Annotated in this window: 17 protein-coding genes; 11 read left to right on the top strand and 6 right to left on the bottom strand. The window is 48.9% G+C overall.

Annotated features, from left to right (window positions below):
* Positions 1–283: 283 nt before the first annotated feature.
* From V5J77_RS03620 to V5J77_RS03630, 3 genes are all read left to right on the top strand, one after another.
* On the top strand, positions 284–3,502 hold the full coding sequence (locus V5J77_RS03620) for a cytochrome P450 (RefSeq protein ID WP_338554428.1): 3,219 nt from the start codon (positions 284–286) through the stop codon (positions 3,500–3,502).
* 252 nt (positions 3,503–3,754) lie between these two features.
* The gene (locus V5J77_RS03625) at positions 3,755–4,321 is read left to right on the top strand and encodes a TetR/AcrR family transcriptional regulator (RefSeq protein WP_338554429.1); all 567 of its coding nucleotides are present in this window, start codon (positions 3,755–3,757) and stop codon (positions 4,319–4,321) included.
* A gap of 257 nt (positions 4,322–4,578) precedes the next feature.
* Positions 4,579–5,667 carry a pentapeptide repeat-containing protein gene (locus V5J77_RS03630; RefSeq protein ID WP_338554430.1) on the top strand — a complete coding sequence of 363 codons (1,089 nt, stop codon included), beginning with the start codon at positions 4,579–4,581 and terminating at the stop codon, positions 5,665–5,667.
* Positions 5,668–5,748: 81 nt separating this feature from the next.
* Here V5J77_RS03630 and V5J77_RS03635 read toward each other — a convergent pair whose 3' ends face one another.
* Positions 5,749–6,210, bottom strand: a complete 462-nt coding sequence (locus tag V5J77_RS03635) for a GNAT family N-acetyltransferase (protein ID WP_338554431.1) — start codon at positions 6,208–6,210, stop codon at positions 5,749–5,751.
* Between the two features lie 217 nt (positions 6,211–6,427).
* Between V5J77_RS03635 and V5J77_RS03640 the strand changes: the two genes are divergently transcribed.
* The 3 genes from V5J77_RS03640 (at position 6,428) to V5J77_RS03650 (ending at position 10,297) form a co-directional block, all read left to right on the top strand.
* On the top strand, positions 6,428–7,015 hold the full coding sequence (locus V5J77_RS03640) for an RNA polymerase sigma factor (protein WP_338554432.1): 588 nt from the start codon (positions 6,428–6,430) through the stop codon (positions 7,013–7,015).
* Positions 6,976–7,962: a hypothetical protein gene (locus V5J77_RS03645; protein WP_338554434.1), complete on the top strand. Its 987-nt coding sequence runs from the start codon at positions 6,976–6,978 to the stop codon at positions 7,960–7,962. The genes V5J77_RS03640 and V5J77_RS03645 overlap by 40 nt, the downstream gene beginning before the upstream one ends.
* Positions 7,963–8,221: 259 nt before the next feature.
* Complete coding sequence (locus V5J77_RS03650; RefSeq protein WP_338554435.1) at positions 8,222–10,297, top strand: endo-1,4-beta-xylanase; 2,076 nt, start codon at positions 8,222–8,224, stop codon at positions 10,295–10,297.
* 38 nt (positions 10,298–10,335) lie between these two features.
* Here V5J77_RS03650 and V5J77_RS03655 read toward each other — a convergent pair whose 3' ends face one another.
* Both V5J77_RS03655 and V5J77_RS03660 read right to left on the bottom strand, forming a co-directional pair.
* Entirely contained in the window at positions 10,336–10,866 is a 531-nt protein-coding gene (locus V5J77_RS03655; RefSeq protein ID WP_338554437.1) for a DUF2062 domain-containing protein, read from the bottom strand.
* 212 nt (positions 10,867–11,078) lie between these two features.
* The gene (locus V5J77_RS03660) at positions 11,079–11,753 is read right to left on the bottom strand and encodes a stalk domain-containing protein (protein ID WP_338554439.1); all 675 of its coding nucleotides are present in this window, start codon (positions 11,751–11,753) and stop codon (positions 11,079–11,081) included.
* 240 nt (positions 11,754–11,993) lie between these two features.
* Here V5J77_RS03660 and V5J77_RS03665 point away from each other — a divergent pair, with 240 nt between their 5' ends.
* Positions 11,994–12,311, top strand: coding sequence for a Dabb family protein (locus V5J77_RS03665; protein ID WP_338554440.1), 318 nt, complete (start codon positions 11,994–11,996; stop codon positions 12,309–12,311).
* A 15-nt stretch (positions 12,312–12,326) separates the two neighbouring features.
* The gene (locus tag V5J77_RS03670) at positions 12,327–13,151 is read left to right on the top strand and encodes a TerC family protein (protein WP_338554441.1); all 825 of its coding nucleotides are present in this window, start codon (positions 12,327–12,329) and stop codon (positions 13,149–13,151) included.
* A gap of 98 nt (positions 13,152–13,249) precedes the next feature.
* On the opposite strand, the gene V5J77_RS03675 is transcribed toward V5J77_RS03670, so the two are convergent.
* From V5J77_RS03675 to V5J77_RS03685, 3 genes are all read right to left on the bottom strand, one after another.
* On the bottom strand, positions 13,250–13,471 hold the full coding sequence (locus V5J77_RS03675; protein WP_338554442.1) for a DUF2642 domain-containing protein: 222 nt from the start codon (positions 13,469–13,471) through the stop codon (positions 13,250–13,252).
* Between the two features lie 65 nt (positions 13,472–13,536).
* Positions 13,537–13,749 carry a hypothetical protein gene (locus V5J77_RS03680; RefSeq protein WP_338554444.1) on the bottom strand — a complete coding sequence of 71 codons (213 nt, stop codon included), beginning with the start codon at positions 13,747–13,749 and terminating at the stop codon, positions 13,537–13,539.
* A gap of 66 nt (positions 13,750–13,815) precedes the next feature.
* The gene (locus tag V5J77_RS03685; protein ID WP_338554446.1) at positions 13,816–13,995 is read right to left on the bottom strand and encodes a hypothetical protein; all 180 of its coding nucleotides are present in this window, start codon (positions 13,993–13,995) and stop codon (positions 13,816–13,818) included.
* A 988-nt stretch (positions 13,996–14,983) separates the two neighbouring features.
* On the opposite strand from V5J77_RS03685, the gene V5J77_RS03690 reads away from it, so the two are divergent.
* From V5J77_RS03690 to V5J77_RS03700, 3 genes are all read left to right on the top strand, one after another.
* A complete protein-coding gene (locus tag V5J77_RS03690; protein WP_338554447.1) occupies positions 14,984–15,649 on the top strand; it encodes a bifunctional 2-keto-4-hydroxyglutarate aldolase/2-keto-3-deoxy-6-phosphogluconate aldolase in 666 nt (221 codons plus the stop codon).
* A 191-nt stretch (positions 15,650–15,840) separates the two neighbouring features.
* Positions 15,841–17,226, top strand: a complete 1,386-nt coding sequence (fumC, locus tag V5J77_RS03695) for a class II fumarate hydratase (protein WP_338554448.1) — start codon at positions 15,841–15,843, stop codon at positions 17,224–17,226.
* A 579-nt stretch (positions 17,227–17,805) separates the two neighbouring features.
* Positions 17,806–25,053, top strand: coding sequence for a 5'-nucleotidase C-terminal domain-containing protein (locus V5J77_RS03700; RefSeq protein ID WP_338554449.1), 7,248 nt, complete (start codon positions 17,806–17,808; stop codon positions 25,051–25,053).
* Positions 25,054–25,060 lie beyond the last annotated feature (7 nt).

The following is a 25,060-nucleotide window of genomic DNA, read 5'->3' on the forward strand; positions in this document are numbered from 1 at the left end:
TAGATGAATCAAGATAGTTCTCGCCGCCTGAGTTTCCCCGAAAGACAAGTATTCAAATATGCTGTTAAAGTTGAAAACTTAAAATAAAGGAGATATACTATCATTAATTGATAGTAAAATATATCAATTGATAATTATTCTATCTCATATTTCTCGTTGCTGAGCCAGTATGGCTAGGGCGTGTAGGCAAACTGGGGATAACCTGCTGCAACCTGTCTAACGTTTCTCTGGGCTCCATCTATGTTGTGCAGGGATTCAACACATAAAGAAAGGAATGATGAAGATGAAAGACAAAATTTCTATTCCCCACCCCCCAACGTATGGTCCGCTAGGCAATTTACCCTTGATTGACGTAAATTCGCCCACCTTATCCCTTGGAGCTTTGGCAGAAAAATACGGGCCTATTTTCAAATTTACTGCACCGGGGCTATCGAGTTTAATTGTTTCAGGCCATGAGCTCGTGGCTGAGGTGTGCGATGTGACTCGATTTGATAAATATGTATACAACGAGCTGCAGAACGTTCGCGCCTTCGGCGGTGACGGGTTGTTTACAAGCTGGACGCATGAGCCGAACTGGAAAAAAGCGCACAACATCCTGCTGCCCACGTTCAGCAAGCAGGCGATGAAGGGATATCACTCTATGATGATAGACATCGCCGATCAGCTAATGCTCAAGTGGGCACGGCTAAACCCTCAGGATACGATTGATGTAGCCGATGATATGACGCGATTGACGCTGGATACGATTGGACTGTGCGGCTTCAATTACCGCTTTAACAGCTTTTACCGGGAGGATCATGCCCCCTTTGTCAAAAGCATGGTTCGCGCTTTGAACGAAGCGATGCTCAGAGGCTCGCGGATGAAAATTCAAAATATGTTGATGGTCAAAACAAAACGTCGTTTTGAAGAGGACATTCAGACGATGTTTACGCTGGTGGATAAAATCATTGCCGAACGAAAGGCAGGCTCGGAGCCGGGACAGACGGATTTATTGGCACGCATGCTGGAAGGCAAGGACCCGGAGAGCGGAGAAATGCTGGATAACGAAAACATTCGTTATCAGATCATTACCTTTCTGATTGCAGGTCATGAAACGACGAGCGGTCTGCTATCCTTTGCGATTTATTTCCTGCTGAAGCATCCGGAAGTGCTTACGAAGGCTCAGAAAGAAGTAGACCGCGTGCTGACAAGTAAAGCTCCGCAATATGAGGAGGTTCTCCAGCTTAACTACATCCGTCTCATATTAAATGAATCACTGCGGCTGTGGCCGACTGCTCCAGGGTTTGACGTTTATGCCAGAGAGGACACGAGCATTGGCGGGAAGTATCCCATCCCCAAGGGACAAAGTCTCAGTGTGCTATTGCCTCAGCTTCACCGTGATCCGGCTGCATGGGGAGAGGATGCAGAGCTTTTCCGGCCTGAGCGGTTTGAGGATATGTCCAAGGTTCCTCATCATGCTTACAAGCCTTTTGGAAATGGCGAACGCGCCTGCATCGGCATGCAGTTTGCCCTCTATGAAGCCACATTAGTACTAGGTATGGTACTGAAGCAATTCGACTTGCTCGATTACGACAACTACACATTGGACGTTAAGCAGACTCTGACGCTGAAGCCCGGTGATTTCCGAATTCGAGTGAAGCACCGTCAGCAGGTATCCACCAGTGTAACCGTAGGAATAACAGGAGTATCGGAAACAAAACCTGAGGCCTCTCCATTTAGTGCTGCGGATAAGGTTGTGCCAGGTATAGTCGAAACACCGAACGGCAAGGGACAGCTGCTTGTATTATATGGCTCAAATCTGGGCGCAGCGGAGAGCATTGCCCGTCAGATCACAAGTACGGCTCTTGGTTACGGCATCCAAAGTGAAACAGCTCCACTTAATGAATGGAGTGGACGACTGCAAGGACAAGGCATCGTCATTATCGTTACGGCTTCATACAATGGCAAGGCTCCTTACAATGCGTCGGCATTTGTAGAATGGCTGAAGGGGGCCGGAATAGATGAGGGGCAAGCTGTCCGATATGCGGTATTAGGCTGCGGAGACCGCTCCTGGTCGGGAACGTACCAGAGCATTCCACGCTTTATAGATGAGAAGCTGGATGCCATCGGCGCGGAAAGAGTTGTATCCCGGGGTGAGGTTGATGCAGGGGACGATGTGGAGCAGCAGGTTAAGGAGTGGCTGGCTGTGATGTGGCGGGCGGTTACGGAAGCGCTGGGTTTAGAGGTAAATCAGATCGAGACTGCCCATCCAAGCTCGCTTCAGCTCCAATTTGTTGAAGGACCGCCGCGAGTTCCATATGGGAAAACCTATCAAGCCGCCTATGCGACTGTTCAAAATAATCGCGAGCTGCAAGCCTCGGAAAGTGGACGCAGTACTCGCCACATCGAAATTCTCCTTCCCGAAGGCATCAGCTATCAAGAGGGTGATCACATCGGCGTGCTGCCTCTTAATGGGGATATAAATGTAGACCGCATTTTGAAGCGGTTTGGCATGGACGGCAGCGAAATGATTTGCTTAAGCACCGAAGGTACACATCTGACCCATCTGCCTCTTGAGCGATCCGTCAATGTACGTGAGTTGCTTCAATCCTGTGTGGAAATTCAGCTGCCCGTTACTCGTGCCCAGCTACAGGAGCTGGCTGTTCATACGGTCTGCCCGCCGCATCGCCGTGAGCTGGAGGCCATGATGGAGGATGAGCGCTACACGCTGCATATATTAGGCAATCGAGTAACGATGCTGGAGCTGCTCGAACAATATGCTGCCTGCGAGCTTCCTTTTGTCAGGCTGCTGGAATTGCTGCCTCCATTGAAGCCGAGGTATTACTCTATATCCAGTTCTCCGCTGCTCCATCCGAGAGAGGCTAGTATTACGGTAGGCGTCGTTAAGGATCAGGCATGGAACGGCAAAGGAGAATATGCAGGAGTTGCTTCTAATTATTTGGCAGAGCGTGCACCAGGCGACCGTGTTCTCCTATTTGTACAGACGCCGGAATCTGGATTTAGACTGCCTGAGAAGGCAGCTGTGCCAATAATCATGATCGGGCCTGGGACAGGAGTTGCTCCGTTCAGAGGATTTTTGCAGGCTAGATATGCTTTGAAAAAGCAAGGGGTGACGCTCGGAGAAGCCCATCTGTTCTATGGGTGCAGAAGCGAGATGGATTTCCTGTACCGAGCTGAGCTGATGCAGTTCGAGCAGGAGGGTATTGTTAAGCTGCACACCGCTTTCTCGCGCGAGGCTAGCGAACCGAAAGCCTACGTACAGGATTTAATGAAGCAGGTTTCTTCCTCGCTGATGAATCTCATGGAACAAGGCGCCAAAATATATGTGTGTGGCGACGGCAGCCGGATGGCTCCTGCGGTAGAGAAAACATTAAAGGCTGCTTATATGGAAAGGTATGGAGCAACAGCAGAAGCAGGTGACCGCTGGCTCCAGCAGCTAGAGCAGGACAGTCGGTATGTAAAGGATGTATGGGCTGGAAATTCCAAGCCTACAGTGTCATAACACACGGCGGCAGGCTGTAAAGACAATTGAAGGCGAATGCCGAAATGTTATCCCTAGAGATAATGCTGCAGCAAGCTGTATCTCCGGGGAGACATTTCAGCCGTGATAAGGCTATCCTTTAGAAGGAGGCAGGCTCAATTGTGAAACGGTCAATTGCATTCGCGGTTATGCTATAATTTCATGGTAATCCCCTGCTATTTGATTGGAAGGGGAATCAATTATAGAATAATACTCTCCAAGGAGTGTAATAAAATGAGAACAGAAATGTCATCAATCAAGCAAACGAGGCTTAACTCCATTCTGGATGAAGCGACCAAGCTGCTTATTGAGAAGCCAAATGCGTCGATGAATGAAATTGCAGATTCGGCAGGAATCGGAATCGCTACGCTGCATCGATATGTGGAAAGCAGAGAGCAATTGATGATTTATTTGGGTCTGCGTGCAATCGAGGTTGTTAATGAAACGATGCGCGGTATTCCAATGGATGAGGAGCATTATGAAAACTATATCCCCATGCTCATTGAAGCGCTCATTCCATTGGGGGACAAGCTGCACTTCATTGCCCACGATTCAACCATTAATTATAACGAGGAAATTATTGGGGCAGATCAGAAGCTGAGGGAACCTGTGCTGCATATCATCGGCTTGTTGCAGCAAAAAGGTTATTTTCGCCATGATGTAGACAAAAACTGGATTGTGAATGTCCTGTATTCACTCCTTTTTCTAGCGTGGCAGCAAGTGGTGAGCGGGGACATTGCCAGAAAATCCGCAGCGGCACTGGTCGTGGATACCTTTTATCATGGCTTTAAAACCCCATGATGGACACTAGCGCAGCCAAGCACAGCAAAACGGCCCGCTGTGCTATTCTTTTGGTAATGTATGGATATTGGGAGTGTCCTAATAAATAGTGATTTAATTATACTATTTTTAGGGTAAATGTTAATGTGAGGAATCCTTGGAAAAAGAGAATTTAAAGTTTACTGGGTATTTTTCCCTAAAAACTAAAGTTTTCTCTCACGAAATCCGAAGTTAATTATAAGGTGGAATTCCTTGTTATTGGAAGGATGCGTGTGAAGATGAATAACAAGAACATTGTGCAATATTTTTATGAGCATCAATTTCTCCCGGCGCTGAACCAGAAAATGACTGCGATCGAAGAGGAGCTTCAGCGTCATCAGGAGCAGTGGATCAATCAGTTTCTGGAAACCTTTAAGCGTATATGCCTACGAATTAGGGAAATGCAGGACTTGGATCAAAAAGGGCCGATTTCGCTCATCCATTTTTGCTTGCTGCGCAGGTCGATGATGGATCATTCCTGTTATTTCATTGAAGCTTATTCGGAAAGATGGTACGAAAATTCGACACCGCTGTTTGAGGAATATGATGCCGCTTGGCTATATCGTTCGCTGCCGGCATTTATTCAGGAAATGACCGAATCGTACGAAGGATTTGGGGAATCCGCCAAGTCTACAGAGTTTGAAGCGATGATGCAGAAAGCAGTGGGTTGTTATCATTTATTTGCGGTTGCCTTGCTGCGGGCAGCTATGCCGGAAGCAGTTATGCTGGAGGAATATAAGTCCATTAAGCGAGAGCTTGCTTTGCGTATCAGCATTGGTGAATATACAGATCTGAGCGAGGATGTGCTGGTCGATTATCAAGGCTTACAGGATGTAAAGGAAATTCGCAGGCGGCTGGAGGAGAGAAGGGCGAGCAGCAGCGCTTATGGGTGCTACCGCAATCTGATACTGCCCCAAGTGCGGGCGGAATCAAGTGACCTGCGATATGCGGATTTCAGCGGCAGCCATTTGCAGGGCAGTCATTTTCAACGCTGTGATTTAATGGGGACAAGATGGAACGGCTGCCTGGCACCTGAGTCGGATTTTCGTTATTCGTCGCTGCCGGAAGCGGATTTTCGCCATGCTGATTTGCGCGGAGCCGTGTTTGATTTTGTGAGCGGCCGTGAGCCGAGAGACCGTCTTAGAACGGGGCTGATGGGTGTGCGCTTCGATCATGCCGATTTGGAAGGGGCGAGCTTCATCGGGGCGAACTTCGGCAGGACCAGCTTTGAAGGAGCAAACCTGCAGCATGCGTTATTCCCCCGTCAAATAAAAGACCGCTACAGCTTTTCAGAGGAACAGATTCATAGCATACGGTGGGTTGATTAAAGCGAGCACTGGGGGGAATTTATAGGCGAACAGAAACAACCAAAGTCTTGAGGCGCAGTGTGTGCGCCCTGAGACTTTTTTTTATGGAGAGTCGTCCTCGAAGGCTAATGCTTTTACCATTATAACATGCGGAATCCCGTCCTCCATGAATAGGTCTGAGACGGTCTGATAGCCCAGCTTATGGTAAAAGCCCTCTGCTTGCTGCTGCCCATGCAGTTTAAACTGCGTATAACCGAGCCCCTTTGCTATGTCCTCCAACGCATGAACGATTACGTTGCCAAGCCCAAATTTCCGATAAGCGGGCAACAGACAGATGCGCTCAAGCTTAGCGAAACCATCTACTGCTCTTAAACGCCCAGTTCCGACCGGTTTTTCGTTATAATACACTAAAATATGCTGCACGCGATCCTTCAGCGCTTCATAATCGTCGAATTCGTCAAATTCATCCTGCAACGGTGTGCCTTGCTCTTCGACGAAAACGAGCTGCCGGATATGCAAAGCTATAGTTAATTCTGCTTGTGTTTGTATCTTGCTAGAATACAACGCCCTCAGTCCTTTTCTATTTAGATAAATGTGGTAGCAATAAAGCTATTTAATAGTATAAATGAAATCATCAATGAAAGACATTCCTCGTGAAATTTGATACAGGAAAAAACGCAAATATTAATGCGGCCTGCGGTCACCTTTCTTGCGCGTCAGGTGTTATAGAGAGTATAAGAACCAAGAAGGAGGTGCTAGCATCACATCGCAACATAATCCATTGGAGGCATCGGAGCTGGAACGGCTGATCACTGCTGTTCAGGCAGGGGAGACGGGGCTTTACGCTGCGGTCGTACAAGCGTTTCAGCAGCCGCTTTACCATTATTGCTTGCGGCTGCTGGCGAGTCGGCAGGACGCAGAGGATGCGGTGCAGGATATTTTTGTAAAAGCGTATGAGGCGATAGAGGGCTACACGCCCAAGGTGCATTTTTCGGCTTGGCTGTACCGCATTGCCTATCATCACTGTCTTAACTTGCTGCGAAGGCAGCGTCTGCAAAAACAGTGGCTGCGTTTGTTTCGGCCAAGCGAAATGACAGCAGCGAGCGCAGAAGAGGAAATGAACAATCGCCTGTATACGCCAGCGCTGGCGGCGGCTCTCGCTAAATTGTCGCTGGAGGAGCGTAATTTGCTTATTTTGCGAGTGTTCGAGGAGAAATCGTATGCGGAGCTTGGGGTAATTATGGGGAAAAGTCCAGATGCGCTGAAAAAGAGAATGAGCCGCATGAAGCAAAGGATCAAACAGCAGCTGCTTGAGAAGGGGGAAGAGGCATGGAGCGAATCGACTTCGATCATGAATACGACGATATAACGAGCAGAGCCGCAGCAAATGGAAGGCTTCCAGCTATCAATGTGACTGAAGCTGTGATGGAGCGAATTTCACAGGGAGCCGCAGCAGGAAGGAAGGGGCGAGGAGCCCTCCGGCGTCCTGTAATGAAGCGCACAACTGCTTTCAGCGGAGCGCTTATGCTGCTGCTCTTGCTATCGGTAAGTGCCTATGCGGCAAGCCAGTATATTGAAATTCGCAATGCGGCTGGCGAAATTAAGGTGCAGACGGTCGAGGAAAAAACGCAGCAACCGAGCAGCGTGGAAAGAGCAGAGAACGAGGCGTACCACAACTATTTGTACAAGGCCCAAAATTTTGCGAAGCCGGGCGAGATGGTTGCTTTTTATGTAAAAGGGAAGGCGGATCGTGTGCTTTACACCTATAAAGAAAAACCGTTAGAGGCTTATGCGGCCTTTGTGCAGGAGGCCAATCGGACGGGCGCGCAGCTGCTGCCCCAGAAGCTGAATGGCTATAGCTTTGTTTCTGGAAAAGTAGCTCCTTATCTGCCCTCTTCCGATGCTGACAAGCAGACGGCGGCCTATAAGCAGGTGCTGCTTGAGCTGAAGGAGCAGGCCGCTGCCGGAGCAGATGGAAAGCAGCTATTCATGAAGGCTGTTCCATGGAATAAATCGGACATGGTAAGCGCGATCTATACCAAGGGGCATTATAAGTCGGAATTAACCAAAAATCTTTTGCATGGCGGTGATTTATACTTATCGTTGCCTGCCGATCAAAATGCCGAGAAGCTCAAGGTAGAGGGAATAGAAGTAATATATAATAAGCGAACTAGCGAGAGGCTCAACTATCATTATACTGAGTGGTACGACGAGAATCAGGACGCTTTTTATAGGCTTACAGACCTTGGGAATAAGCATTTAACAAAAGCTGAGCTGCTTACGCTGGCTGGCGAATGGATTAAGGTGCTTAAATAGGCGTTGGCTTAGCAGCCGAGCATTTCCTTTAAATCAGCGGTTTCTGCTGGCAGGGCGACCTGGAAGCTCAATCCGCTGGTTTAACAAATTTCTCCTCCTCAGGTTAATAATCTTTCATCTAGCCCATTTGGTTGCATCATTTATCCTATAATAGTAACTTACCCCATGCTCCAGAGGGGATGGCTCGATGATAAGGGGCTGCGAAGAATTAGCGGTACTTTTCTCGTCGCAGTCTCTAACAACTAGAAGGAGGACAAAAATGCAGTTCAAAAAACGAATATTGGCTTCATGGATGGCGATGTCGCTTTTTATAGGCGCAGCTAATCCCTTCTCTAACGCTGTTATAGCCGGCAAGGTTCCACAGCCTGTACTCGGCAGCGATTTTGAAGACGGCAGCTTGCAGGGCTGGAAAGCCAGAATCGGACATGAGAAGCTTAGCCTCAGCAAGCAGGAGGCGAACACCGGCAGCGGGAGCATGCTGGTAGAGGGGCGAACGCGTACCTATAATGGCCCGATGCTCGATCTTGGGAAGAAGTTGCCCCCTAATAAAGAATATGAAATAACGGCTTATATTAAGCTGAAGGAACAGCCGGCCAAGGATATAACGATGCAATTAACCGTTTATAAAAATTCGGGAGCGGCAAGCTGGAGCCCGCTGAAGCAAATGACAATCAAGAAGGAGGAATGGCAGCAGTGGCATGAGCTCAAGGGAACGTTTCTTCATGGAGACACCCCGTCCGAGCTGAAGCTGTATCTGGAAACGCCCTACATAACGGATGATACGATGGATACGACAGCTTTTTATGTGGATGATGTATCTATATCGGTTATTTCCGACATGGCGATAGAAAACCATATTCCGGCCATAAAGGAGGTTTATAAAGACGATTTCACAATTGGAGCGGCGGTATATCCGTGGCAAATGGAAGGCATCTATGGGGAACTGCTCAAAAAGCATTTTAACAGCTTAACCGCAACCTACGAGATGAAGCCAAAGTTTCTGGCGCCCAAGCAGGGGCAATACGCGTTTGCGGCAGCGGATCGTTACGTCCGCTTCGCTGAGGCGAATGATATGGTGGTGCGCGGTCATGCGCTTATCTGGCATACCGATGCGGCGGAATGGATGTATTGGGACAATAATGGCAAGCCGGCTAGCCGAACGCTAGCGCTCTATCGGATGAAGCATTACATCGAGAAGGTTATGAAGCGCTACAAGGGCAAAGTGTATGCGTGGGATGTCGTCAATGAGGCGATTGCGGATACAGGCGGCGATAACAATGGGCTTCGAAAAACGTCATGGTATAAAACGATAGGGCCGGATTACATTGAAAAGGCGTTTGAATTTGCGCGTGCTGCCGATCCATCGGCCAAGCTATATTACAATGACTATGGGACAGAAACGCCGCAAAAGCGGCAGCACATTTATCGGCTGCTCAAGCATCTTAAGAGCAAGGGGCTTATTGATGGCGTAGGGCTGCAATCCCATTATAAGCTGGAGTCGCCTTCGACGCAGGAAATTGAGAAAACGATCAAGCTGTATGCGGGACTTGGTTTGGACATTCAAATTACGGAGCTGGACATCGACACCCGGATCAGCTTCGGTACCGCATTGCCGGAGGCGATTGCCGTGCAGCAGGCATACCGTTACAAGGAGCTGCTGGGGCTTTACAAAGCATACAGCAATTCGATCTCTACTGTGACCTTCTGGGGTGTTCAGGATGAGAAGACGTACAACAATCAGGCGCTGTTATTTGATACGGAGCTGCAAGCAAAGCCCGCTTATTGGGGAGTAGCGGATTCGTCGCAGCTGCCGTCAGACCCGCAAAGCCGGACAGTTGCTTTAAGAGCCTCGCCAAACGTGCAGCAGTCCGTGGATCAAATATGGGATCAGGCGGTGTCCTCCCAGCTCACGCAGACGGGAAGCGAGAAGTCGAGCTTCAAAACGTTATGGGACGGGACAAATTTGTATGTACAGGTCATTGCAGCCGATAAAACAAGCGATGATGCTGATCAGGTGGAGCTGTATGTACAGGAGTATGGGCAGGAGGGCAGCGATAATGTAGCAGAAGTAAGACGGCTGAGCTTTCCTCGTCTGAATCATCAGAAGGGCAGTTATTCTTATGTAACCAGAGCGCTCTCCACCGGTTATATAGTAGAAACGGTCATCCCTTGGAAAGCGATCAAGGGGGCAAATGGACGGGAGATTGGATTTGAAGTGAAAATCATAGATGGAACGTCCGGCGCAAGCAAGCCCATCTATTGGAACGACAGTGCTTGGCCGAGCGATTCAGTGAGCAAGCTGGGAGCGTTATGGCTGGCTGATATGCCAAAATAAGGCCTGTTTGGCAATAGTGTGAGCGGCAGAGGGTGCTCTTAACCGGCAGATAGACTGCGGCGAACACCTTTGCCATGGCTTTTGAGCTTGGTGATGAGAGTTGGTCTATAGCGGCCAAGTATAAAACGGATGACAAAATAGCCAAGTAAAGAAAACACAATGCTGTTCACGATGGAGCCGATAAGAAAATTCATGCCCAGATGGCCGAAGGAAGCAAAATGCCCTGCCTTATGTGCAAGCTGCGGCGCAGCGGCATTGACCGTGTGGGCGGGATGATCGGTGGCAGGAGCCCCGATGAGGCGGTTCAGCCAAAAGCCGACCTTGTAATTCAAATAAAACAGTCCTGGCCAAATAAAGGACCCAATCGCCGAAAAAATAACGCAGGCGGCCAGATTGCCGCGAAGCAGCCGAGTCAGCAGCAGGGAGATTGGCAGTCCGACGATAAAAATTGGAAACCAGCAGTGTAGAAAGCCAAGCACGCTGCCAAGCGCAACAACATGGTCGCTTTTTTTTATACGGAGCAGGCGCAAGCAATAATATTTGAATTTCCGCAACAATTTTGTTCTCACGGTGAACGGCTCCCAGCTGTATATGATGAATGTATCATATCATATTCGCGGGGTGGAACAAAGGCTGCTACAGCTTGTTTCCGCTGTGTTTTCGTCAATAAGAGACAAAAAGCAAAGCAACGAAAAACAAGCCTCTGCATCCGCTGTAGCAGCGAGAACAGAGGCTTGTTTATACGATACGCAATTATAAGTTTCATTCTTATAATCAGCTTTTATTTGTAATAGGACGTTGTGAGCGGAACGAATACAGCTCCATCCTGCTTGGCATCGGCATAAACATACAGCTGGTTGGCTCCGCCGATGTCCACTTCAACCGTGACGAGCCCATCGGCTACGTTAATTTCCGTCGTTTTCAAAATCGTATCGGTATCTGTGTCCTTCACCGTCAGCTTGCCGAGGTCCTGACCAACAGCTGCGATTTGAAGGTACAGCTTTTGGTACTTTTTCTTAGGCTCCAAAATGAAAGAGCTTGAACGGGCGCCTTCTGCGTTATCGAATAGCGCTTCCTTGTAATCTTTACCGTTATAGGTCGTTTGCGCAGTATCCTTCGTGCGGTACATATTGGACGTCATGGAGCTTGAGATTGCAACGCCCTCTACCTTTTCCCCGAGCTGAATCAATTGCGATTTGCTGTCATAGTCAACCGCAACGCCAAGCGCATCGGAAATGGATCTTACCGGAAGGTAGGTTGTGCCTTTATAGCTAATTGGAACAACTGTATTATTGCTGCCGTCCCGGAGCTGCACCGGCTTGCCATCTACCTTGAAAGAAATATCTTTATTCAAATAAGCTTTAATTTCTTGAAGTTTTGTAGCTCCATAAGCACCTGTTGCCATGCTTGCAACAATCGTTGTGCCAAGAATTACAGCTATCGTAAGCTTTTTCAAAATAGGCCACTCTCCCGTTCTGGTTTGGAAAATGATAGTTCGCATAATTTAAGCTTGGAAATGCTTACCCTATTATAGGCGCGCTGTAACAGAGGGACAAGCTTAATGGGACTATTTTACTCTAAAAATAAGTCTCTAGAAATGGATTTGTTTTTGAAACGCGTTGCGTACATGCCACGTACAAGGAAGGAGAATTGTGGTTAATAGGAATAATAACGGAACATGATAAGGAGGAGACATATGTCAGGTGTTTGGATTCAGCACTCGGTTATTTTTAGCTTGAAGCATGCGGAGGGCTCGGAGGAAGAGCAGCGTTTTCTGGAGGATGGACGAACGATTTTGAGTGCGATCCCGGTCGTTCGCGATTTTCAGGTGTATTTGCAGGTAAGCCCTAAAAACGATTATCGCTTTGGCTTCTCTATGGTATTCGAAAGCAACGAAGATTACGAAGCCTATAATGCACATCCGCTGCATGTGAAGTTTGTCGAGGAGCGCTGGCTTACAGAAGTAGAGAAATTTCTGGAAATTGATTATCAGAAACACGTCACGGTCGTTTAGAAGGAGGAGACAACGTTGGAGTTGCTGTTGGAATATGGTTGGGTATTAGTGGTCTTGGTTGTGCTGGAGGGCTTGCTGGCAGCGGATAATGCGCTTGTGCTAGCTGTAATGGTTAAACATCTTGATGAGAAAAGTCGGAAGAAGGCGCTGTTTTACGGGTTGTTCGGCGCATTTATTTTCCGCCTAGCCTCCTTGTTCGTTATCTCGCTGCTTGTGAATGTATGGCAAATTCAGGCACTTGGAGCGCTGTACCTCTTATTTATTTCAATAAGCAATATTATTAAATTTTTACGAAAGTCTAAAGAGGCTGAAGAGGAAGAGGAGACGGAGGAGCAGAAGGAGAAGAAAAACTCCAAGGCTGGCTTCTGGTGGACGGTTCTGAAGGTCGAAATTGCAGATATTGCCTTCGCCATTGATTCCATTCTAGCAGCGGTAGCTCTGGCCGTCGCTCTGCCTCCGAGTGGTCTTAAGCAAATCGGCGGCATGGACGGCGGACAGTTTATCGTTATTTTCCTCGGCGGCTTTATCGGGCTTGTCATTATGCGTTTCGCAGCGAACTATTTCGTGAAGCTGCTGCATTCCCGTCCAGCGCTTGAGCTGACTGCGTTCGTTATCGTGGGCTGGGTCGGCGTCAAGCTGGCTGTTCACACGATGGCGCACCCATCCATTCACTGGCTGTCGCATGATTTTGTAGAAGGCTCTTTATGGAAAGCGACCTTCTATATCGTACTCGTTCTGATCGCTGTAGTTGGCTGGATCTTGTCTGGCCGCAGCAAGGTGGAGGGCGAGCATGGAGATGGTGCGGGCAAAGCCCCAAATCTGGATAAGCATATGGGTTAAGCAAGGCAAATAGAATGACCAAATAAAAGAACAAAGGGAGCCATCCACACAGCTTAGTGCTGCGTAGATGGCTCCTTTTTGCTGATGCAGTTAGGGCATTAAGAGAAGGAAAAGCTAACGATTTCCTCCACCATTACGTATAAGGTGGTAGACGGAGCAGTCGTAATAATGAGATAGGAGGCAGTGTAATCGCTAAATTGCCCGCTAAAGCTGCTGCCAGCCGTTGTATTAACCGTGATCGAATTGCCTTTGTTCTCGCTGAGTACGGTGGAGAGAGGGCTTCCGGGAATAATATGCTTGGCCGTGGATTCGATAGCCATCAACGGTCCCTCCTTTATAAGAATATAAAAAATATAAGAAAAAAGGATCGCAAAGTCGTCAGTCCTTATATAACGGGATTTTCATGCACGTAAATAATGTTGACGAAGAAAATGCGCAGTTCATACAAAAAATTATCCTGCTCAAACGAGACGAGAATATAATCATTTCCAACTCGATTCAGCGTTCCGATGACGGCAAGCTGAAAATAACCATTGGTCATGACGGTAACCTCTTTGCCAATCAAGGGAATTAAATCACCTGAAAGCGTAGTAGCCATGAGCTCCTTTCCTCCTTTTCCGCTTTGCAGAGGGGATAGGGCAAAGCCGCTTCTGAAGCCTTGGCCTCAGCTCAGGGCTTCTATATTCGTAATGTGAGCCAGCGGAATAATCATAGTCGACTGGGCAGAGGTGGTGAAGATGGCAAGCGTCTGCTCCAGACTGAGCACCGTTCCGGCAAAGCCTGTCGGCTGGCCGGCAGTCATGACGGTAATAAGTGTACCGGCATCGAGGAAGCCGGTAAGCACAGCGAGCAGCTCGGTGAAATCAACATTTCCCGAGGTGCCGGGAGGACCCTGGGGGCCGGCTGGCCCTGGAGCTCCGGCCGGTCCTTGCGCTCCGGCGGCACCCGGCGCGCCAGCCGGGCCTGCCGGACCGGGGATGCCGGCCGGTCCGGCTTCGCCCTGCACACCCGGCGGCCCTGGATCGCCGGGCAGGCCCTGCGCGCCGGGAGCGCCAGCGGGCCCGGCGGCTCCGGCAGGGCCCGCAGGCCCCGCGATGCCGGCGGGGCCTGCAAGGCCGATTGCGCCCGGCGCGCCTTGCTCGCCGGGCACCCCAGGCTCGCCGCGTGCGCCCGGCGAGCCTGCTGCGCCTTGCGGTCCGGCTGGCCCGGACGCACCGGCGATGCCCTGGGCCCCGGGTTCCCCACGCGGCCCGGCAGGCCCGCGAAAGCCGCGCGAGCCGATGCAGCCGTAAGAAATGCGCGGCTTATTGCCTCCTTGCGACTGCGCCGGCCTAAAGCGATAAACCTTGCAATGCTTATGAAAACGTCGGCGGGCAGAGCATCCGAGGGAAGGGCGGGCCAGCCTGCGACGCTTTTTACGTATTTGTTTGCAGGGGGACGGCTTTGGACGCAATCTTTTCCTGGTTTTACGACGCTTGCGGCGTTTAACGGCCTGGGATGTCAGCTTGCTCCTGTGCGGAGGAGGCTTAAGTAAGGAAAGCATGGCGTATCCTCCCATTTTTTATTTGAAATATAGGAAAGCAAAAGGTTACCCTTTTTCTATATTTCTTAAAATGAAACGCGTCGCATTGACTAAGGAATGCGACAGTTGTTTCACCTTGCTATATATGTATCCGCTAATTAAGCAGATGGGACTAGGTAGCTCCCTATTTTTGCGCACAATTTGACAATTGCCTGTCATGGATTGCCGAGCGGGCTAGAAAGGCATATAATGAAAACGGCAAACATCGTACTTTTTCGTACAAATATGAACATTAGGGGAGGCTGTACCTGTGAAGAAAATTAAGGTGCTTCAACAAATTGTAGATGCTGGTGTTGTCGCTGTGCTTCGTGCGGATTCGCCGGAGGAAGTTGTAGAAATGTCCCGTCATGCGATCAAAGGCGGTATTAAAGCGATTGAAATTACGCTGACCGTACCGTTTGCGCTTCGAGCAATCGAGCAGCTTAGCAAGGAATATTCGGTGGATGCGGACCCGCAATCGGATCAATTCGCTATTATTGGAGTGGGAACGGTGCTTGATCCTGAATCGGCGCGCGCGGCGATTATGAGCGGTGCGGAATTTGTCGTTTCCCCAGCACTTAACCCTGATACAATAAAGCTATGCCATCGTTATGCCATTCCAGTTATGCCGGGAACGATGACCGTCAATGAAATTCAGCATGCGCTGGAGCTAGGTGTCGATGTCGTGAAGCTGTTCCCTGGCAATCTGTATTCGCCAAGCGTTATTCCTTCGATTAAAGGACCTTTGCCGCAGGCAAATGTAATGCCGACGGGCGGCGTGTCGCTGGACAATCTCGGCGAGTGGGTTAAGGCAGGAGCAGTGGCTGTTGGCATTGGCTCCGACTTGACGAAGGAAGCCGTGAAGGTTGGCGATTATTCTTTAATCGAAGCGAAAGCGCGCGCTTATATCGAAGCTTACCGCAGCGCCAAGCGCTAAACTTCACCTCTCGCAACTGCCGTTTAATGAAAGCGCATTAGTGAAAGCGGCGGAAGGCTGTCTTTTCTAGGCGATTGGCACCCTAACTTAAGCAATTGGGAGGCTTTTCGCTCATATGGATGGCGAAAGCCGTTTGCGTTTGTTAAAGTAGGAGTAGGTTGTTCAAGATTTTGAAGGAGGCTACTTAAAAGATGGAATATCGGATTGAGAAGGACACAATGGGTGAAATTCAGGTTCCTGCGGACAAACTGTGGGGCGCTCAAACGCAGCGCAGCTTGCAAAACTTCAAAATCAGCGGAGAGCGGATGCCAATTGAGGTCGTTCATGCGATGGCTATTATCAAAAAAGCCGCAGCAATCGCCAATGAAAAGCTCGGTGTGCTGGATGCTGAGAAATCCGCCGCTATCGGTGAAGCGGTAGATGAAATTTTGACAGGGCGCTGGGATGAGCATTTCCCGCTCGTCGTTTGGCAGACAGGCAGCGGAACACAAACGAATATGAACGTCAATGAGGTTGTAGCGTTTCGCGCCAATCAGCTGCTTGAGGAGCGCGGAAGCGCCGTTCGCATTCATCCGAATGATGATGTCAACCGCTCCCAAAGCTCGAATGATACATTCCCGGCAGCGCTGCATATTGCTGGCGTAGTAGCAGTGGAGCAGCGTCTGATTCCAGCTATTGATGTGCTGACGAGAACGCTTCAGGACAAGGCGGAGCGTTTCAATGATATTGTGAAGATTGGTCGTACGCATTTGCAGGACGCTACTCCGATTACCCTTGGTCAAGAAATTAGCGGCTGGTACGCGATGCTGACTAAGACGCGCAAAATGATCGTGCAAAGCGTTGACGAAATGCGCGAGCTGGCGCTTGGCGGTACAGCGGTAGGCACAGGTCTTAATGCCCATCCGGATTTTGCAGTTCAGGTAGCGGAGGAAGTAACGACGCTTACTGGCAAAACGTTTATTACGGCTGAAAATAAATTCCACTCGCTGACGAGCCACGACCAAATCGTCTATACGCACGGGGCTGTTAAAGCGCTGGCGGCTGATTTGATGAAAATCGCCAATGACGTTAGATGGCTGGCAAGCGGCCCGCGCTGCGGCATTGGTGAAATCTCGATTCCTGAAAATGAACCGGGCAGCTCGATTATGCCGGGTAAAGTAAATCCAACGCAAAGCGAAGCGATTACGATGGCGGTGTGCCAAGTCATCGGCAACGATGCGACGATTGCATTTGCGGCGAGTCAGGGCAATTTTGAGCTTAACGTGTTTAAGCCTGTTATTATCTACAACTTCCTGCAATCCGTTGCTTTAATGGCGGATGGCATGATTTCCTTCAATGACAACTGTGCGGTTGGCATTGAGCCGAACGAAGCTGCAATCAAGCGTAACCTCGATCAATCGCTCATGCTCGTAACCGCGCTTAATCCGCATATTGGCTACGAGAATGCAGCAGCCATTGCGAAAAACGCGCATAAAAAAGGGCTGACGCTGAAGGAATCGGCAATTGCCAGCGGCCTCCTGACGTCCGAGCAGTTCGATGAGTTCGTGAAGCCGGAAGCGATGATCGGCAAACGCTAAGCGGAGTATCAGCAGCACTAGCTCCACTAACTTAGTTTGTTATACAAGGAAAATCGAATAAGTATAGAAAAGAGCCTTTGGTGTCCTAAGAAGTTTGGGATATCAGAGGCTCTTTTTTATTTCTTTATCCGGAAAAAAAACAAGCTGACTGAACATATGTTTATATCTGTGACAAGCATATGATCAAACAAAGAAGATTTTTAGCGAAATATTAAGATAATATATTCATTTCCACAGCAAAATGTTAAGGTAGTGTAAATTTAGATGACAATTAAAGATAGCTTAACAATATTTTTCGGCCAAAACGTTTACAATAGCTCTGCTCTACTTTATATTAAATATTAAATAGAGATAAAAAGATTCCTTTTTTTCATTGATTTATGTTTATATGAAATTTTGATAAGGAGTTGATTGATGGGAAATGCACAAAAAGTAATTTTATTGTGGATTTTTCGTATATTCACCCGGTTTATTGCACAAAACGACAGCTAGAATCGACAAAATGGTATTAATGTCATGTATATGTGAGGAAAAAGAACTATCTATGAAATTGATCTAGGAAAAAAGGAGAGATTGTCTATGAGACGAAAGTTTCAGGCGTTCAAGCGGCCAGTCAGCCTGTTTTTGGCTTCCATTTTGCTGGTAGGAACGGTATTGGGTGGTTTTGGCGCACCTGTACAAGCGGCCGTAAGCAATGACAATATTGTGATTTCGCAAGTGTATGGGGGCGGCGGCAACGGCGGCGCACCAATCAAACAGGACTTTATAGAATTGTACAATCCAACCGATTCACCGATTTCCCTTGCAGGCTGGAGCGTGCAGTATACTTCGGCTACAGGAGCTTTCACAACGAATATTCACAATTTGAGCGGCACGATTGCGGCTAAAGGCTATTTCCTTATTCAAGAGGCGGCGGGAGCAAGCACAACGGCTGCTGATCTTGAATCGCCGGATGCTATTGGTACGCTTAGTATGGGCGGTACTGCTGGTAAAGTAAGACTGCTAAATGCAAGCAGCGCGGTAGTAGATCTAGTTGCCTACGGTTCGACGGCGACGGGCGGAGAAGGTGCGCCGACTGGCGACCTGGGCGCTGCATTAGCGGCTATCCGCAAGGCGCTGAATCCAGGAGATCGGGCGCTTGATACGGATAATAACAATGCAGATTTCACAGTAGCTGCTCCAAGCCCGAGAAATTCTTCTTATGGCGCAGTTGCAAGCGTTTCGGCTAGCCCGGCTGGAGGAGAGGTTCCCGCAGGGACGTATGTAACCTTGTCTACAGCAACAGTTGGCTACAGCGTTTATTACAGCGTCTACAGCCCGGATGCTCCAGTTGCTCCGGAAAATTTTACAGCCTATGCTTCGCCTATCGAAGTTACAGCTCCAATGACGCTTCATGCGTATGTGAAAAATACAGAAGGCACGATTAGCGGCCTGACTGAGTTCTCTTATACACTCGCTAACCTTACACCCGTTGCCATTGCAGATGTGCGCAGCGCAGCGGTAGGCTCGAAGGTTGTCACGCAAGGGACTGTTTCCCACCGTACAGAGTCTGGCGGCAAAGTGAATCTGTTTGTTCAGGATGCCGATTCTGCAGTCGTTGTTAGAGGGACTGATTCGGGTGCACAGCCAGGAGATGACGTTGAGGTTTATGGTCAAACGTCGCTTTACAATGGCTTGCTGCAATTGGATACCGATCTGGTAACTGGCGGCTATGTCACAATCAATGGACAAAGTGGAATTCCCGCGCCGACCGTCATTACTTCGACGTCTTTCGGTACGAGTGACGCACTGCGGAATCAATCGGAAGGCCGTTTGGTACAAATTAATGATGTAACCATTAAGCGCGCGGCAAGCGGCGTATTCTATGCAACAGATGCGGCCAGCAGCCAGGAGATTGCGATTTATTCCTCCGATACGGCATTTGCGCTGAACAAAACCTTTGAGCAAGTGACAGGCGTTATGACTTATTACACAGGCGTAGGCCTTGAGCTTGTTCCAAGAAGCTCGTCCGACATCGTGGAGCGCAAGCTTTCCGTTATAGCGAGCATTCCTTCTGGCGGTATCGCGACGGGTGGAACGGTAGAGCTTAGCACGCTAATGAGTGGCGGAGTGATTCATTTTACGACGGATGGATCAACACCGACATCTGCAAGTCCAGTATACAGCGCTCCAATAACGATTAATGCTGATACAACGATTAAAGCAATCGTAATAGCAGGTGCTGATACGAGCTCCGTATACACCTTCGAATATACGGTGCTGCAAAATACAGACGGTATTAAAATCCATACGATTCAGGGCAAAACTCATCGTTCCATTTATGAAAATGTAGCGGTAACCAACGTTTCCGGTATCGTTACATCGGCAAGCACGAACAGCTTCTACATGCAGGAGCCAGATAGCAGCATGGATAACGATCCTGCTACCTCCGAAGCGATTCAAGTGTATAAAGCGGCACATGGCGCTCAAGTAGGAGATGCGGTAACGGTAGATGGCACAGTTGTCGAGTATGGCACGAGCCCTGCTCTAACGGTTACACAAATTACTGCTACTAATGTTACGCGGGGACTTCCTTCGCAGCCCTTGCCTGCTCCAATTGTACTTGGTACCAATGGACGTATCGTTCCTACAGCAATTGATACCGACAGCTTCGGCGCATTCAATCCTGATGGCGATGCAATTGATTTCTTCGAAAGCCTTGAAGGCATGCGCATCCAGTTGAATGATGCCCTTATTACTGGCCCGTATGCGAACTCGGTTACGCCAGTTACCTTCGATAATGGCGCTAACAATCCAATTAAAACAGATGCAGGCGGCATTGTACTTACAGGAGACGGAGTGCTTCCTTTCGAAAGCAGCCTGAACCCGCAAAAAATGTATATCGCAGCAAAACCGGCTGGGCAGGACATTAAGACTGGCGATCAGTTTAATGCTCCGATTACAGGCGTGTTGAATTATACGAGCAATTTGTTCAAGCTCATTCCGGATGGCGCTTTGCCGGCTATTACTTATTCATCGCGTACGCAAGGTGTTGCGACTACTGTTGCAGCTGATGATAAGCTGACAATTGCTACATTCAATGTAGAAAACTTCAGCAGCAGCCAGACAACCAAGGCTGCAAAAATCGGCGGTATTATCGTAGACAATCTTAAAAAACCGGACATTATTGGACTTATGGAGGTTCAAGACAATAATGGTGAAACCAACAATGGCGTAACGGATGCAAGCCAAAGCTTCCAGACGCTAATCAACGCTGTTGTTGCTAAAGGCGGTCCAACTTATGCTTACACGGACATTGCTCCTGTAGACGGAATGGACGGCGGGGCTCCAGGCGGTAACATCCGCGTAGGGTTCTTGTATAATACAGCCCGTGTGACGCTTGCCGCAGGAACGAAGGGCGATTCGACAACGGCGGTACAAGTGAAGGGCGACGGCACTCTGTCTGTGAATCCGGGACGGATTAGCCCGACAGATACAGCCTTTAATGCTTCGCGCAAGCCGCTTGCTGCAGAATTTAACTTCCAAGGCAAACGCGTTGTAGTAGTGGCCAATCACTTTAATTCCAAAGGCGGAGACGGCATTCCTTGGGGAACGATTCAGCCGGTTATCCGCAGCAGTGAAACGCAGCGTGCGCTGCAAGCTGGAATCGTAAATTCCTTCGTGTCACAGCTTGTAGCTAGTGATCCTAATGTTAACGTTGCGGTATTGGGCGATTTGAATGACTTCCAGTTCTCGAAGACGCTTGATATTTTGAAGAAGGATGTTCTGACTAATCTGGTAGACGAAATGCCGGAAAAGGATCGTTACTCTTATATTTATGATGGCAACTCCCAGACGCTTGACCATATTCTCGTCAATGATGCTCTGACAGACTATTCGGCTATTGAAGTGGTGCACGTCAATGCTGACTTTACGGATTCCATGGGACGCGTCAGCGACCATGATCCATTGCTTGCTCAGCTTGATCTTGGCAGCAAGCCGGTTGTTGGCAATGACAATTTCTCATTGCGTGTCCTGCATACGAATGATACGCATGCGCATCTCGACAATATGGCTCGCCGCGTGACGGCAATCAACAGCCTGCGCGACGACAACACGCTTCTGCTTGATGCAGGCGATGTATTCTCGGGTACGCTCTATTTTAACCAATTCCATGGACTTGCTGATCTGTGGTTTATGAACAAATTGAAATATGATGCTATGACCTTCGGCAATCACGAGTTTGATAAAGATGCAGCAACGCTTGCGGCATTCATTAATGGCGCAGAATTCCCATTCGTTGCAGCAAATGTGAATTTTAGCGGTGAAGCTGAGCTTGGCAGCAAATTCGTTAACAGCATTCCTCAAGTGGATGGCGCAGCGAATGATGCTACAATTTACCCAGCTATCATTAAAGAAGTGGATGGCGAGAAGGTTGGTATTTTCGGCCTGACGACGCCGGATACAGCATTGCTTGCTTCCCCGGGCAAAGTCGTATTCAACGATGTGAAGGCAAGCGCAGAAGCGACAGTTGCGCAGCTTGAATCGCTCGGTATTAATAAAATTATTGCTTTGTCCCATATCGGTTATACCGAGGATCAGAAGCTTGCGGCTGAGGTGGATGGCATTGACATTATTGTCGGCGGCCACTCGCATACGCAATTAAATGAACCTTTTGTATACCGTAAAAATCTAAATGCAGATCCAACGCTTATCGTTCAAACAGGCGAGTATGGCGTGAATCTGGGCCAACTGGATGTTAAATTTAATGCGGCAGGCAAGCTGACCTCATGGGATGGCAAGCTTGTGAATGTAGATCAGCAGGTTAACTCGCAATATGTATTTGCAGCAGACCCGACTGCCGCAGCCAAGGTGGCGGAGTTTAATGCTCCTCTTACTGAGCTGAAGAAAACGGTAGTAGGCAAAACGGACGTGGCGTTAGACGGCCTTCGCAAAAACGTTCGCAGACAGGAAACGAATCTTGGTAACCTGATTGCAGACGGCATGCTGGACAAGGTGAAAAATAGCCCATTAATCGACAAAACAGGCATTGCCGGATATGTAACGATTCAAAATGCAGGCGGCATCCGCGATTCGATTCCGGCAGGCGATATTACGCTTGGTCATTTGCTGACGGTTATGCCTTTCGGCAACAATCTGACAGCGCTGAAAATGACAGGGCGCGAAATCATAGCTGCGCTCGAAAATGGTGTCAGCGGCTCCACGCCAGTTAGCGAGGAAGGCAGATTCCCGCAAGTGGCAGGCATGAAATTTTACTATGATATGACGAAGCAGCCGGAGATTTATAACTCGGTATTAGGTCAAATTACTACGTCAGGTGAGCGTATACTGAAGGTTCAAGTGCTGAATGACAAGGGCAAATATGTTGATATCGATGAAGATGCTTATTATATCGTAGCAACGAATTCTTTCATGGCAAATGGCGGCGACTTCTACCTGTCCATGAAGGCGGCGAAGGATGCTGGACGCTTCTACGAGCTGAACTTTGTAGATTATGAAGTGTTCAATGAATACTTGAGTAAGGTAGGTACGGTAAACATTGGAGTAGAGGGCCGTATTACCGATGTGCAGAACGCATTTGATTTGCGCGTTCTTCATACGAACGATACCCATGCACACTTGGACAATGCGCCGCGTCGAGTTAACGCCGCGACGAGTCTGAAGAGTGAGAAGGAAAATGCATTGCTGCTTGATGCTGGTGATGTATTCTCGGGTACGCTGTATTTCAATCAATTTAAAGGACTTGCCGATCTTTGGTTTATGAATGAAATGAAATATGATGCCATGACGTTCGGCAATCATGAGTTTGACAAGGATGCAGCAACGCTTGCGGCATTCATCAGAGGGGCAAACTTCCCATTTGTCAGCTCGAACGTTAACTTCAGCGGCGAAGCAGAGCTTGATGCTTTGTTCAATGATGATATTGTGTACTCCTCGTCTTCTGATGATAATAAGGCGGAAATTCATAAGGCAATTATTAAGCAATTCGGCGGTGAAGAGGTAGGTATCGTTGGATTAACAACACCAGATACGGCACTGCTTGCTTCTCCAGGACAGGTAAGATTTGAGGATTATGTTGATAGCACGCGTTCAACGGTTGCAGCGCTTGAGCAGAAAGGAGTCAACAAAATCATCGTACTGTCCCACTTGGGCTATGGCGAGGATCTTAAGCTGGCAGCGGCAGTTGAGGGCATAGACATTATCGTCGGAGGCCACTCGCATACACAGCTGAATGAGCCGACTGTTTATAAGAAGACGGCGGAGGCAGCTTCTACCCTGATCGTGCAAACGGGAGAATACGGCGTATATCTGGGCAAGCTGGATGCGATCTTTGACGCGCAAGGCGAGCTTGTCGTATGGAATGGCGAGCTGGTGAATGTAGATGAGAAGATTGGCTCGAATTATAAATTTACGGCTCTTCCTGAGCACACGGCTAAGCTGGAGGGGTTTAAGGCGCCAATCGCGGAGCTTCAGAAGACGGTTGTCGGCAAATCGAATGTTGCACTCGATGGTCTTCGCAAAAATGTGCGCAGACAGGAAACGAATCTTGGTAACCTGATTGCAGACGGTATGCTGGACAAGGTGAAAAATAGTCCATTAATCGACAAATCGGGCATCGCCGGTTTTGTAACCATTCAAAATGCAGGCGGCATCCGTGATTCCATCCCTGCTGGCGACATTACACTAGGCCATTTGCTGACGGTTATGCCTTTTGGCAACAATCTGACGGCACTGAAAATGACTGGTGCGGAAATCACTGCTGCTCTTGAAAATGGCGTCAGCGGATCTACGCCGACGACGGAAGAAGGCAGATTCCCGCAAGTTGCGGGCATGCGTTATACGTTCGATTCCACGAAGAAGCCTGAAATCTACAACTCGGTTACGGGTGTTGTGACACAACAGGGCGAGCGAATCGTAAAAGTAGAAGTGCTGAATGAGCAAGGCGAATATGTAGCGCTTGATCCAAATGCGTATTACATTGTAGCAACGAATTCCTTCATGGCAAATGGCGGCGATTTCTATCTGTCGATGAAAGCAGCAAAGGATGCTGGCCGCTTCTATGAACTGAACTTTGTAGACTATGAAGTGTTCAATGAATATTTAGCGAAAATCGGTACAGTAGATATCGGCATTCAAGGCAGAATTACCGATTTGCTAGGCTCCGGTAACCCGGGCACAGGAACGCCAGGAACGAGCAATCCGGGAACGAGCACGCCTAGCCCGAGCCCGACACCTTCCGTGTCTCCGAGTCCAAGTCCAGAGCCAAGCCCAACACCAACCTCAGCTCCGCTGAAGGATGTAACGGGACACTGGGCAGAGCAGTCGATTAAGCAAGCGGTAGAGCAAGGCATTGTAAAAGGCTTCACTGACGGTACATTCCGTCCAGAGGCAAACGCGACTCGCGCTGAGTTTGTCACGATGGTTAGTCGTGCATTCAAGCTTGGAGACGCAACGTCGGTGCCGAATTTCCGCGATGCGGATACGATTCCGGTATGGGCACGCTCCTTCGTAGCGCAGCTGTCGGAAGCAGGACTCATTAGCGGTTATGCGGACAATACGTTCCGTCCAAGCAATCCATTGACCCGTATTGAAATGACGGCGATTATGGTTCGTGCGCTAGGTCTTCCAATTGACACGGCGGCAACGGTAGTTTTTGCCGATGCGAGTGAAATTCCAGCTTGGGCAGTTCCTTATGTGGCTGCGGCAGCCAAAGCAGGTATTGTACAAGGAGCGAACAATAGGTTCAATCCGAGTGCGAATGCGACAAGAGCAGAGGTTGTTACCTTACTGCTGAACGCTACGAAATATGCAGAAGCAAGCAAATAAGTAAAAG

The sequence above is a fragment of the Paenibacillus sp. KS-LC4 genome, from assembly GCF_036894955.1.
GTDB lineage: Bacteria > Bacillota > Bacilli > Paenibacillales > Paenibacillaceae > Pristimantibacillus.